This is a genomic window from Cellulophaga baltica, assembly GCF_018861125.1.
In the GTDB taxonomy this organism is placed as follows: domain Bacteria; phylum Bacteroidota; class Bacteroidia; order Flavobacteriales; family Flavobacteriaceae; genus Cellulophaga; species Cellulophaga baltica_A.
This window is the reverse complement of the sequence record NZ_JAHKQN010000020.1, coordinates 144,209-157,884: the sequence shown is the minus strand read 5'-3', so window position 1 is coordinate 157,884 and position 13,676 is coordinate 144,209. Positions and strand designations below refer to the sequence as shown.

Genomic DNA, 13,676 nt, shown 5'->3' with positions numbered 1-13,676 from the left:
AATCTAATATTTAACAGCATGTTTACCTTGTTACACAACATTAATTAGTGCGTCGTTTGTCGTGTTTTTAATTTTGAACTTACGCTCAACCAATTTTAAATGAGATATTGTCTACTTTTTACTTTTTTATTCTTGTATAATTTTTTGGTAGCACAAGTATCTCCAGATTGTTCTACTGCTGTTACAATTTGCGATAATACGCCTGTAAATAGTGGTACAAATGGGTATGGAGTAGATGACTTTGATGATGCTGATACTTCAGGGTGTTTAGAGAAAACATTATCGGGTGCAATTGAATCTAACTCGGCTTGGTATAGATTTAGAACAAGCGCGTCAGGGCAATTAGGTTTTAATATTAGCGTAGATGAATCTGAAGATTGGGATTTTGCTCTTTATGCTTCTGATAATTGTGATAATTTAGGTGAACCTGTTCGTTGTAATTTTTTAGATAATGATGATGAAAATAAATTTCTTGGGGTAGGAGAAGACCCCACTGGTAATACCGAAAATATTAATTATGAAGATTGGCTTGAGGTTGAACCTGGTGAGGATTATTACCTATTAATTAATAATTTTTCGAATGTAAACTCAGGTTTTTCTATTCAATTCTCTGGTAATATTTTTGTAGCAAACCCATATGATGCTTTAGATTGTTTTATTAATAATACTTTATTGGGCCCACCAATTGCTGCTTGTGAGTCTGATTTTGTAGAATTAGATGCAACTACTAGCGATGCGATTTCTTATGATTGGTTTAAAGATATTGGTAGTGGTTATGAGCAAATCATTGGAGAAAATAATGCAACTTTAGAAGTTACTGAGTCTGCTTTATATAGAGCTATGGTACGTACAACTACCGAAGATATTGTTGGTGAAGTACAGGTTTATTTTACTCTAAATCCTATTGCAAATGATGTAGTTGATTCCACTTATTGTTATGATGATGAGTTTATTGATTTAACAAGTTTTGATGCTGAAGTATTGGGCTCTCAAAGTTCAGACGATTTTGTGGTTTCGTATTATGCAACTTTTAATGATGCTGTAAATGGTGAAAACGCACTTGATGTAAATCATTTTAAAACTAGTGGTACTGAGACTGTCTATGTTAGGTTAAGCTCTTTTGAAAACCCAAAGTGTTATGACGTTTCGCAAGACTTTAATCTCATTATTTCAGAAGAAATTGAAGAAGATTTTCCATTAGTTGTGTATCAATGTGAAGGTGAATCTAATGTAGTTGTTGGTGATGATACGCCTGATACTAGTTACAGTTATATGTGGGATTCTGGTGAAGATACAGCTACCATAAATGTGCCATCATCAGGTGTTTATGAGCTAACCATTACAAATGCAATAGGTGCTATAATTTGTAGTGAAACTTTTGAAATTGAGGTAATTGTGTCTTTAAGTCCTGAAATTTCAAACGTAATTATTGATGATCTTCAGGAAGAAAACTCTGTGACTATTGAAACAACCACCAACGGTGATTATGAATATAAACTTGATAACGGAGCATACCAATCATCACCTATTTTTAAGGATGTATTGGCTGGTGAGCATATTGTTTACGTAAACGATTTAAATGGTTGTGGTGAAGTCTCTGAAAGTATTGTAGTAATTGGTTTTTTAAAATTTTTCACACCTAATAGCGACGGTATAAATGACTCTTGGTCTATTGCTGGTTGGGATGAATTAACCGATGCAAGTGTTTTAATATTTGATCGTTACGGTAAGTTAATTAAACAATTATCAACTACAGATCCTGATTGGGAAGGGTTTTATAATGGCATTCAAATGCCAGCTTCTGATTATTGGTTTAAACTCACGTACGTGAATAATGATGGCGCCAGAACCGAAGCGAAATACTTAAATAGTCATTTTTCTTTAAAAAGGTAATTCTCTTTTAAAGCGTATTTCATCGATTAAAAGCAATTATTCAAGGCTAATTGTACTAAAATTGCGTAAATCATGTTATTTATAGGTATAACAGGTTTTTAACGAGATGAAATTATTTTTTAGCCTTCTATTTTTAGCACTATTTTCTGCGGTAAGCGCACAAAATTCTCCAGATTGTAGAACAGCAATACCTGTATGTGCAGATACTCCGTATTTAGGAACTGCAGATGGTTTAGGAGATATTGAAGATTTTGACCCTGAGGTTATTACGGAAACTGGTTGTTTGGAAAAAGGAAGTGTAAGTTCTGCAAATATTGAGCATAACACATCTTGGTTTGTGTTTAGAGCAGGAACTGATGGTGAAGTTGGTTTTGATATTGAAGCCCTTTCTGATACAGCAGAATGGGATTTTGCTGTTTATGGTCCTGATGTTGATTGCGCCACTATAAGTGATGGTACAGCGCAACCCATTCGTTGTAATTATGAGGTGAATGAAACTAGCTTTACAGGTGTAGGGGTAAATCCTGAAAATGGACAAGAAGGAATGCCTAATCTTACGCAGAGTTTAAATACGTATGATGAGTGGTTAGATGTTCAAGAAGGCGAACTGTATTATATCTTAATAAATAATTTTAGTACAAATTTTGATGGAGATTCCGAACCGTTTGAATTAACATTTACAGGTAGTTCAGTTGAAGCTGATCAAGATACTGCTCTGGATTGTACGTTAAGAGATGAGTTTTTGGGGCTCGATATTTTTGCATGTGAAGGTGATGAAGATATTACTTTAAGTGCTTTAAGGTCACCTGCAGGACCTGATATAGCAAATGTTACTTGGAGCGTTGATTATGAAGACGATGGAGTAATTGATGCAGTTTTGGCAACTGGGCCAGCGGAAGAAGAGCTAATTGTAACAACTGACTTAGCGAGTTCAGGTAGGTATTTTGTTGAGATAGCTACAAGTTTGGCGGATACCTATGTAGATGATATTTTAATTACCATATTTACAATTCCGGTTTTAGAAGAAATAGTAATTGTAAATTCAAATGTTTCAAATGATCCTGATCAAAATAATATTAGAGTTATTGTTGAGGATTTGAGAGGAAACGGTTCTTACGAATATGCTTTAAACGACGGTGAATTTCAAGAAGATCCAGAGTTTTATGATATCCCGCCAGGTTTAAATACAATTACTATTAATGATTTGAATGGTTGTGGAATCACTGAGCCAGAAGAATTTTTAATGGTAGGTTATCCTAAATTTTTCACTCCTAATGGTGATGGTATTAACGACACATGGAACATTCAAGGTATAGATACTTTTGACGATCCTGTGGTGTACATTTTTGATCGATATGGTAAATTATTAAAGCAATTAGATGCTAATACATCTTGGGATGGTACTTTTGTAGGGAAACAAATGCCAGCTTCTGATTATTGGTTTAAGTTTGAATCCGGCGATCAAGAAGATGGTTTAATTGTTGCAAGACCACTCCAAACTCATTTTAGTTTAAAAAGATAAAGACCCACTTTTGTGAGTCTTTTAGATATTAAATTTATATGGTGTTAAATTTATTAAAAATTCACCGTATATGATAAAGTTACATTGGTGTTTGTACGGTCAACATTTAAAGTTGGTGTAGCATCTGTGCTTAAAACTGATTCTTTACTATCTTGCGAATATGTATTTATAGCCAAATCAAGTTTACTAGGTCCAAAATTGAATCCAATACCACTGGAATAGCCTGTTAAGTCTCCAATAGTATTGTTGTTATAAGGGCTTTCTTCGTACCTAAAACCACCTCTTAAGCTAAATTGTTTAATTCTGTATTCTCCACCAAGTCTAAAAGTAGATACTGCTCCCAACTCTTCGCTTATTAATTCATTCTGGCTTTCAAATGATGGGTCACTTTCTGGTCTAAGTTCTGCTTTTGACATATCCTGGTAACTGTAATCTAAACTTAATAAGCCATTAGTGCCAAATATAACTGCCACACTACCTGTTAATTCGCTAGGAACTTTTATGGTGTACTTTTCATATAGATTAACAATATTAAAATTAATAAAGTCAATTTCATTGTCAGCTAAATCAGAATTAATCTGTTGTGAAAATTGATCTTCAAGTCTGTACCATGTTGGTGATTTATAACTAGCACCTAATCTTACGTTATTATTAATTTTTTTAATAGCTCCAAGGTCAAAAGAAAAAGCATTTCCATCGGTAATTAAAAAGTTGTCAAAATATGCAAATTGTATTTGAGAACTTGCATCATAACCAGTTTCAGTAAGCTCATTAAGTTGCTCATAATAAATACTATTAATATTTATTGAAGCTCCTAAATAAAGATCATCTCGGTATTGTCCTCCAATATTAAACGTGTATCTATCATTATACCCGCTCGTAACTTTTCTGTATTCTTGATCTACGGTCGTATAAGTAGCATTGCTTTCGTAAGCAATATTATTTTCATCATCAGGGTCTATAGCATTAATTAACCCCCCATATAGACCTAAAAAGGCTTGTTGACTACCGAAACCTAAGCTGGCACCGATATCTAAATAAGCTTCTTCAATAAATTCTCCATTCTGTATTTGTAAAAGACCAAGTTGTTCTCCATCAGCAAAGCTTAAAAAATAATTATCTATGCCGTTTGCTGTATTATAAGAAGCTGTGTATTCGCTATTAAAATCTTGAACTTTATCAAAATTGAAACCTAAACTAATTTTTTTCCAATTGCTATTAGGGTTTTTGCTATTTAAAACAATAACACCACCTATTTGATTGAAGTTAAATTCGTTTGTTGAAGTTTTTGGAGCAAAATCAACGTTCATATATGCTTCATTTTTCACATTGTAGTTTGAAGCAGAGATAGTAAATTGACTATTGTTAAAAACTGCTGATCCTGCAGGGTTTACATTTAATGAAGACAAATCGCCACCTAATGCCCCGAAAGCACCGCTCATTGCTTGGTAACGGGCAGTTCCTTGTGTGTTGTCTTTACTGTATAAAAGAACATCATTAATGTTTTGAGCATTTGAAAAAAAGCATGTAAGTCCTACTATGAAAAGAATATGTTTTTTCATTTTATGAATTTAAATAAATTTTTAATCAATTAATTTCTTCTACTTGAAGATGACCTAGAGCCACTTGAACTTCTGCTAGAACTTCCAGAACTTCTTGAGGTGCTGCTAGAGCTTCTACTAGAACTACGGCTTGAAGATGATGACCTTGAAGGTGTGCTAGCTCTGCTTGTAGAACTACTTCTTGATGTTCTAGGAGTATATGTTCTTGATGTTGAACGGGAAGTAGTTGTACTTCTTGATGTTCTGGGAGTATATGTTCTACTTGTTGTGCCAGTTCTATAAATTCTTCCAGACGCTGAACGTGTATACGTAGGTTGCGTTCTTGTGCTTCTGCTAGTTCTATATTGTGAATTTCTAGAAGTTGTAGCAGATGAACGTCCTGTGGTAGATGAAGCTCTTCTTGATGTCGCGTTTGATCTACTGTTAGAATATCTAGCGTTTATTGAGTTTATTCTAGCTCTATTGTAAGTTAAATACCTATTGTTGAATCTATTGTAACTGTTATATCTGCTGTAATAAGGTCTATTGTATCCGTAAAATCCGTTCCAGCCGTAATAACTATTCCAACCCCAGTTGTTCCATCCCCAAGGTCTGCCCCAGTAGCCATTGTAGTAACCACCCCAGCCCCAATTGTTATAACCGTAACCGTAATAACCCCAATTATTGTAGCCATTGTATCCCCAGTTATCATTGTACGAAATGGAAACACTAGTTGGGTTATCACCCCAATTTCCATAACCATTGTAATAGTCATCTTCGTAATAAACCTCGTCATCATAAACAACATCGTCTTCTCCCTCAATGTAAGCTTGGCTATAATAACCATCAATATCAGTAAAAATTTCATTGTCTTCATTATCTAAAATTTCTTGATATTCATCTGCTTTTTGTCCGAAATAAGTAGCGTACTTGTTTTCTGTATTTTGAACCTGTTGCGGTTGTTGCCTTGAAACATATTGGTTTTCATTTGAGTAAATACCATCATTATCATAATAAGATGATTGTTGATATGAACCACATGAAATTACAAGTAAAGCCAAAATTGGCGTGTATATTGCGAATCTGATTTTGTTACTGGTAGGAGAATGAGTCATCATTAAAAAATTTAATTGTTGAACAATGTAAAAATAGTTAGTTTTACCGAACTATTTCATATAATAAGGCGCAAGTTTTGTGCCAAACTTACAATAATGAGTAAAAAACTAACGAAGAGAAGCGAGGATTATTCTAAATGGTACAATGAACTTGTGGTTAAAGCCGATTTGGCTGAAAATTCAGGAGTTAGAGGTTGTATGGTAATTAAACCTTATGGATATGCTATTTGGGAAAAAATGCAAGCAGCTTTAGATAAAATGTTTAAAGAGACAGGGCATGAAAATGCTTATTTTCCATTATTTATCCCTAAATCTTATTTAAGCAAAGAAGCTAGCCATGTTGAAGGTTTTGCAAAAGAATGCGCTGTAGTAACACATTATAGGTTGAAAAATGCAGAAGATGGTAGTGGTGTAATTGTTGACCCTGAAGCAAAATTAGAAGAAGAGTTAATTGTTAGACCAACGTCAGAAACTATTATTTGGGATACTTATAGAAAATGGATTCAATCTTATAGAGATTTGCCAATATTAGTAAATCAATGGGCGAATGTTGTACGTTGGGAAATGAGAACTCGTTTATTTTTACGTACTGCAGAATTTTTATGGCAAGAAGGACATACTGCTCATGCTACTGAAAAAGAAGCAATTGCAGAAGCGGAACAAATGATGAATGTTTATGCTGATTTTGCTCAAGAGCACATGGCTGTGCCTGTTATAAAAGGATTTAAAACGGAAAGCGAGCGTTTTGCTGGTGCTGTTGAAACTTACTGTATTGAGGCGTTAATGCAAGATGGTAAGGCGTTACAAGCGGGGACTTCTCACTTTTTAGGACAGAATTTTGCAAAAGCTTTTGATGTTAAATTTGCTTCAAAAGAAGGTAAGCAAGAATTGGTTTGGGCAACATCTTGGGGAGTTTCTACACGATTAATGGGGGCTTTAGTAATGACGCATAGTGATGATCATGGTTTGGTGTTACCACCAAAATTAGCGCCAATACAAGTGGTTATTGTGCCTATTTATAAAGGGGAAGAACAATTAGATCAAATTTCAGATAGAGTTGATCCACTGATTAAAGAATTGCGCTCTAAAGGTGTTTCTGTGAAGTTTGATAATAGAGATACATATAAGCCAGGATTTAAATTTGCTGAATATGAATTAAAAGGAGTTCCTATTCGTTTGGCAATTGGTAAGCGTGATATGGAAAATAACACCTACGAAGTTGCACGTAGAGATACTTTTGAAAAAGAGACTATAAATGCAGATGATATTGTAGCGAAAATTGAGTTTTTACTAGAAGATATTCAGGAAAATATTTACAATAAAGCACTCGATTATCGTGAAAATCATATCACAGAAGTAAATTCTTATGAAGAATTTAAAGAAATTTTAGAAAATAAAGGAGGTTTTATTGCAGCGCATTGGGATGGCTCAAAAGAAACAGAAGAACAAATTAAAAATGAGACAAAGGCAACGATACGTTGCATTCCCATAGAAGCAAAAGAAGAAAGTGGTGTGTGTATCGTGAGTGGAAAACCTTCAACTAAACGCGTATTATTCGCAAAGGCATATTAATTTTGAAAAAAAATATAATTTGCTATTGCAATAGTGAAAAATAGTTGTATTTTTGCATCCGCAATTACGCAAAATATTGGTCCGTTCGTCTAGGGGTTAGGACGCCAGGTTTTCATCCTGGTAACAGGGGTTCGATTCCCCTACGGACTACAGATTAACTAAGTATGACTTTTGTAAGTTGTTTTTAGTAATTTAAGTTTTATTACATAATTATTTGGTCCGTTCGTCTAGGGGTTAGGACGCCAGGTTTTCATCCTGGTAACAGGGGTTCGATTCCCCTACGGACTACTTTTAAAAAATTTAGGATAATATCCTGATTAAACAAAACAAAAAATAAAATGGCAAATCACAAGTCAGCATTAAAGAGAATTAGAAGAAACGAAGCAGTACGTTTACGTAACAAATATCAACATAAAACAATGCGTAATGCGTTAAGAAAGTTACGTGCTGAAGAAGATAAGAAAGCGGCTGAAACTTTATTTCCTACTGTTGTTAGTATGATTGATAAATTAGCTAAGCGTAATATTATTCATTCTAATAAGGCGGCTAACTTAAAAAGTAAATTATCTAAGCAAATTGCTTCTTTAGCATAAGCTATATTTACTTTTCTATAATATTTAAAAGCATTCAATTTTATATTGAATGCTTTTTTTCGTTTTAAACTTTTTTGATACTTATTCTTTATTCAAAAAACAAGTTATGTAAATACCTACCTGGTGCTAAGGTGAATCCTCCTGCAATTATAAGCGCTCCAAAGTATAACATTCTCATTTTTATTTTATGAGCTTTAATGTCTCCTTTTTTTACGGCTATTATTGCTGTGGGAACGGAATAGAGTGTTAGTAAGCTAAATAAATGAATCCATCCAAAATGATTTAAAAGCTGACTACCAACCTTTGCAGGGATCAATAAACTTACCATAGCGGTGAAAAACATTAGTGATAAGTAAATTTTGCCTATTATTCGATGATTTTTAGTTCCTTTTTTATTTAATAATAGATAGGCTCCAATAAAAATACACGGTGCTACTGTGAACAAGTGTAAAAACATAAGTACTTTGTAAGTTGTCATTCTTTATTTTTTTATCAAAAAAATGACTTTATATGTTTCGTTTTTAAATTGTTATTCTCAATTGTAGTATATGTAAACTGAATTGTAAAAAAATTAGACTTAAAGTATTTTTCTTTGATTTGTAATGAAACTCTAAGTCTAATTTTTAATGTATACGTATTAAAATTAAATTGTATTTTTATTTTATTTGAAATTTATCATCTTCAGGGCTTGGGGTGTATCTTCCTTCTACTTGATCCCAATAATTCTCATCACCCATCATTTCTCTAATTCTTTCTATTGTAGTCGAAGCAGAAGCGGTTGTATTTCCTGTCTCCTTTCTTTGTAATAGCCAATTAACTTTAACTTCTAATGGAGCGTCAAATTCTAAAGACCAAAAATAACTGTGTCTTGTATTTACATGTTTTTCTCCGATACTAATAGCATCTACATACCAATATCTTTGACTTTGGTAGGTTACAATATCTTTTAAAGATTCATTTTGATCACCAATTCCAGCATCTAAAATTAATGAGGAACTATACCATGTAGTTGCTAAATTATTTTTTTTAATCATTTCATCAATATACCATCTAACACGTTCACCAGTCCAATCATTACTTCCGTCTCCATTATAGTCTGTTAAATAGTTTTTGGCGTCTTTGCTCCAAAAAGGATCTAAAAGTTCAAGTCTATTAGGCATAATTTCTAAAGGAATTTCATTGTTGGAAATAGCTTCACTAAATAGAAATGCAGTGTAACTAGCTAATTGATTGCCTAAAGAGTGACCTACAAATCTAATATCGTTACTTGTGTTTTCTGCTATTATTTCGCTAATTTGATTGTAGGCTTCTTGAGCTAAAGAACTTGTGGGAGATTGCTCTTCTGAATACGAGCCATCACTAAGCCTGTAACGCATGTTTTTTGGCCCATTTATACTCCATATTTTTGCTTCTGCATCTTTAAGTTCAGATTCATCGGCGAATTGATTCCAGTAGAATATTCCTACGTTCCAACCTTTTCTTTTCCATATTTCTACAGTGTTAATATTTGTATCATATTCACTATCTGTAAATTGAAAATCTTCTCTATTATATTCATCAATAGAACTATCTAATTGCCATCCATGAAAGTAAATTACTGTAGGTTTTGAAGCGTCATAATAGGAAGATGAAACTTCAATTTTTTTATCATTTTTTTCATCATAGCCTTTTGTAGATTCATTTTCAGAGTTAAACCAGTAGATTCCATAATCTAAGTAATCACTTTCACTAGCTTGTAGGCTTAAGGTTTCTTGAATTTCAATTTCGTTTATAGACTCTTTATTACAGCTATATAATAAAATGGAAATTGAAACGTAGAAAACTGCTTTTAAATTGTTGGTTGTCATTTTTTAAATAATATTTAGGGTTCTCCTTAAAAGTAGTTATAATTTTAAATTACTAAACAGTAATAACTTAACTTTTTTTAACAAAAAAATATTACAAAAAAAGTATACTCACTATAGCATTTTATAATTTACCTTATGAAGGGTATTGTGGGCTAAATGTGTTAATTAGCTTATTAAATTAATCTAATTAGTATTGTATGATTTAATTTTTAATTCTGAGTTAGAATTTAATCGCTAGGTAATGATATTAAATTTAAAATAAGTTGTTGTAAAGCAGTTTTTTAAAGAATTTGAAGTTTTGTATTTTTATTAATGATTAAGTGGGGAGATTTTGTGTCTAGTCTTTTAATTTACCCTTCATTTGAATAAAACCATATATGAAACAACCGTACATTAATACTACTAATGCTAGATGAATTTTAGATAAAAAAAAGTTTAGTTCAATTGATCTTAAGGTGTATAATATGTTTATCGGGATAAAGCCAATATGAAATATTATAAGTCCTAAGCTAATCCAGAATAATATGCTTTTTTTAAATAAACTTTTTTTAATATTTTCCTTTAAAAGCATACTTGCAGAAAGTATTAGTACAATTCCTCCAATTGTATAAGAGAAAATTAAAGGATAGATTATTATGTTTGTAAATAATAAATTGATAATAAAGGAAAAGAAATATATTAAGGAGCCAATAAAAATTAATTTTTTTGAATTTGAATAATGCCAATACAAATAAAAAAAATATCCAAAAAAGAGTATGTCATATATATTGTAAATTAAAAAATTGTATTTTGAGTATAGATTAGTGAAGAAAGGGTTTTTTTCTGGGTCTAAGTTAATGATAAGACCTAGTAATTCTGTTAGAAAAACATACATTATTAGTATTGGAAAATGCTTTAATTTACTATCGAAGTATTTAGAATACCTGTACAATGAGGCTAAAATCACTAAAAAACTAAGTGTAATAAAATAGTTTAGTATTATCGCTTTTAGCAAAATAAGTAGCTTTATTAATTTTAATTAAAATCTGAATTATTTGGAGGAGGCCCCATATTTCCTTTATTTATTATCAAACTCTCATCTTCTGAAAATAATTTGTTTGAGTTGATATTTAAACTAGGTGTTAGTGTTGCGTGAGATTTTGTAGTTTGATCTTGTATAACTCCTGATTCATTATTTATTACTTCAGGGTAATCACGAATTAAAGCAGCCTCTTTTTTTTCATCACCTAAATTTTTAATGTAAAACCCATAATTAAAAGTATCAACTCTCATAGTTGGTAATATGAAAAAAGAATTCTGTCGTGGGTGTTTGACTTCTTTTTTATCAGGAAAATCTTTTTTGTTAGGATAAGTAGAAAAGTAGAAGCGTAGTGTTTCTATTTTTACTCCGGCTTCTTTTGCTTCTTGTTCTACGTATGCTATATAGTTTTTAATGGTTTCAATATCATAGTCTCCATAACGGGAAGCTACAAAGCTACTGCCGTCTTCATAAGGTTCTTCGGTTAATTCAATTAGTTTAGCTCTTTTTTCGGTGTAGTTATCATACTCTAGCTTTGCTTCACTTATTGATATTATTTGATCAGGAGCATTTACTTCCTTTTTTGTTTCGTTACAAGAGATTAAAAAAGATGTAATTACTAATAAGCCATAAATTAGGTTGTTCTTCATGGTAAATAGTTTCTGTTGGCTGTTTATTTAATACGTAGATTATTGATATTGTAAATATATTTGATTGGCTTAACTTATAAAAGTCTAAGGTGTTAATTATTAGTAGTATAAAACAACAAAGTCCAATAAATTAATTTATTGGACTTTGTTTATTGTTTGAGAAGGAAGCTTTTATTGACTCATTGTCATTAAAAATTCTTCATTGTTTTTGGTTTGTTTAATGCGTTGCTCAATAAACTCCATAGCTTCAACAGGGTTCATGTCTGCAAGGTATTTACGCATAATCCACATACGCTGTATAGTGGCTTCATCAAGTAGTAAATCATCTCTACGGGTGCTTGAAGAGGTAAGGTCAATGGCAGGGAATATTCTTCTGTTAGATATTTTACGATCTAATTGAAGTTCCATGTTACCGGTACCTTTAAATTCTTCGAAAATAACTTCATCCATTTTTGAGCCAGTTTCAGTTAAAGCTGTAGCGATAATAGAAAGTGAACCGCCACCTTCAATATTACGAGCAGCACCAAAAAAACGTTTTGGTTTGTTTAAGGCATTGGCATCTACGCCACCACTTAACACTTTACCAGAAGCTGGTTGAACGGTGTTGTATGCTCTGGCTAAACGAGTGATTGAATCTAAAAGAATTACTACGTCGTGACCACATTCGACTAATCTTTTTGCTTTTTCTAAAACAATATTAGCTATACGAACATGTTCAGAAGGTTCTTTGTCAAAAGTAGAAGCAACTACTTCACCTTTAACATTACGTTGCATATCAGTAACTTCTTCAGGACGCTCATCGATTAATAAAATAATTTGATAAACTTCAGGATGATTTGCTGCAATACCATTTGCTATTTCTTTTAACAACATGGTTTTACCAGTTTTAGGCTGGGCAACAATCATACCTCTTTGTCCTTTTCCTATTGGTGAGAATAGGTCAATAATTCTTGTAGAAATAGAAGCCTGACGGTCTGATAATTTAAATTTTTCTTGAGGAAAAAGAGGTGTTAAATGCTCAAAAGCAACACGATCACGTACTACTTGAGGGTCAATACCATTAATTTTATTTACTTTAATTAGGGGAAAATATTTTTCACCTTCCTTGGGTGGACGTACATTTCCTAATACAGTATCACCAGTTTTTAAGCCAAATAAACGTATTTGTGATTGTGAAACATAAATATCATCAGGTGATGATAAGTAATTGTAATCAGAAGAACGTAAAAAACCGTAACCATCTTGCATAATGTCAAGAACACCTTCGCTAGCAATAATGCTATCAAATTCGTATTCTGGAGCTTTATAGCGATTCTTTAAATCTTTATCAAAATTATTATTTTTTTCCTGCTTTTGACGTGGATTTGGTTTGTTTTGGTTATTGTGAACTGGAGTCTTTTTTTGAAACTCTTTTTTCTGAGGAGTATTTGTATTCTTCTGTTGCGGAGATCTTGGCTCCCTAGGAGTATCGGTCTTTTTTTCTGGTTGCGTTTTTGCAACATTTGTTTTTTTGGCAACAGGCCTTGGGTTTGGCTTTGTAGGTTTGTTTTCTACAGTTTTTTCTGTGCTTTCGGTAGCTTTTTCAGCAACAACTCTAGGTTTTTTAGCCCTTGGAGCTCTAGGTTTTGGCTTTGCTGGTTTAGCTTCATCAGCTTTAATTTGTTCTGTTTTGGCAGGTGCTTTTTGGCTAATTGCTTCTTGAACAACTTTTGGGTTTGCTGCTTGTACATCTAAGATTTGATATACTAAGTCTAATTTTTTTAAGGTTTTGTACTTTGGTACATTTAAACCATTAGCAATTTCCTGAAGCTCAGGAAGCTTTTTTGATTTTAAATCTGAAATCTCAAACATTAATAATTGAATAAATTATACGTCTTAATAAAATGAAGTGTATTCTAATTTTTTTTTATGATAATTGTTGGAAC

General features: G+C 32.3%; 10 protein-coding genes and 2 tRNA genes. 6 read left to right on the top strand and 6 right to left on the bottom strand.

Features of this window, described 5'->3' with window-relative positions; all coding sequences use genetic code 11:
- Nucleotides 1–99 precede the first annotated feature (99 nt).
- Together KO500_RS10980 and KO500_RS10975 are read left to right on the top strand one after the other, a co-directional pair.
- Entirely contained in the window at nt 100–1,893 is a 1,794-nt protein-coding gene (locus tag KO500_RS10980) for a T9SS type B sorting domain-containing protein (protein WP_215956595.1), read from the top strand.
- A gap of 106 nt (nt 1,894–1,999) precedes the next feature.
- Entirely contained in the window at nt 2,000–3,415 is a 1,416-nt protein-coding gene (locus KO500_RS10975; RefSeq protein WP_215956594.1) for a T9SS type B sorting domain-containing protein, read from the top strand.
- Between the two features lie 53 nt (nt 3,416–3,468).
- On the opposite strand, the gene KO500_RS10970 is transcribed toward KO500_RS10975, so the two are convergent.
- Together KO500_RS10970 and KO500_RS10965 are read right to left on the bottom strand one after the other, a co-directional pair.
- A complete protein-coding gene (locus KO500_RS10970; protein WP_215956593.1) occupies nt 3,469–4,977 on the bottom strand; it encodes an OmpP1/FadL family transporter in 1,509 nt (502 codons plus the stop codon).
- A 29-nt stretch (nt 4,978–5,006) separates the two neighbouring features.
- Nucleotides 5,007–6,071, bottom strand: coding sequence for a hypothetical protein (locus KO500_RS10965; RefSeq protein ID WP_215956592.1), 1,065 nt, complete (start codon nt 6,069–6,071; stop codon nt 5,007–5,009).
- A 96-nt stretch (nt 6,072–6,167) separates the two neighbouring features.
- Here KO500_RS10965 and proS point away from each other — a divergent pair, with 96 nt between their 5' ends.
- The 4 genes from proS to rpsT all read left to right on the top strand — a co-directional run bounded on the left by proS (nt 6,168) and on the right by rpsT (nt 8,236).
- Nucleotides 6,168–7,643 (top strand): proline--tRNA ligase, encoded by a 1,476-nt coding sequence (proS, locus tag KO500_RS10960; RefSeq protein WP_215956591.1) that lies wholly within the window; start codon nt 6,168–6,170, stop codon nt 7,641–7,643.
- A 78-nt stretch (nt 7,644–7,721) separates the two neighbouring features.
- Nucleotides 7,722–7,793 (top strand) — tRNA-Glu (locus tag KO500_RS10955).
- Nucleotides 7,794–7,859: 66 nt separating this feature from the next.
- Nucleotides 7,860–7,931, top strand: a tRNA-Glu gene (locus KO500_RS10950).
- Nucleotides 7,932–7,981: 50 nt separating this feature from the next.
- Nucleotides 7,982–8,236 carry a 30S ribosomal protein S20 gene (gene rpsT / locus KO500_RS10945; RefSeq protein WP_215956590.1) on the top strand — a complete coding sequence of 85 codons (255 nt, stop codon included), beginning with the start codon at nt 7,982–7,984 and terminating at the stop codon, nt 8,234–8,236.
- An 88-nt stretch (nt 8,237–8,324) separates the two neighbouring features.
- On the opposite strand, the gene KO500_RS10940 is transcribed toward rpsT, so the two are convergent.
- From KO500_RS10940 to rho, 4 genes are all read right to left on the bottom strand, one after another.
- Nucleotides 8,325–8,714, bottom strand: a complete 390-nt coding sequence (locus KO500_RS10940; protein ID WP_215956589.1) for a DUF2306 domain-containing protein — start codon at nt 8,712–8,714, stop codon at nt 8,325–8,327.
- Nucleotides 8,715–8,892: 178 nt separating this feature from the next.
- The gene (locus tag KO500_RS10935; protein WP_215956588.1) at nt 8,893–10,083 is read right to left on the bottom strand and encodes a hypothetical protein; all 1,191 of its coding nucleotides are present in this window, start codon (nt 10,081–10,083) and stop codon (nt 8,893–8,895) included.
- Nucleotides 10,084–11,097: 1,014 nt separating this feature from the next.
- A complete protein-coding gene (locus tag KO500_RS10930) occupies nt 11,098–11,751 on the bottom strand; it encodes a hypothetical protein (protein WP_215956587.1) in 654 nt (217 codons plus the stop codon).
- 171 nt (nt 11,752–11,922) lie between these two features.
- The gene (gene rho / locus KO500_RS10925) at nt 11,923–13,602 is read right to left on the bottom strand and encodes a transcription termination factor Rho (RefSeq protein ID WP_215956586.1); all 1,680 of its coding nucleotides are present in this window, start codon (nt 13,600–13,602) and stop codon (nt 11,923–11,925) included.
- Nucleotides 13,603–13,676: the final 74 nt, after the last annotated feature.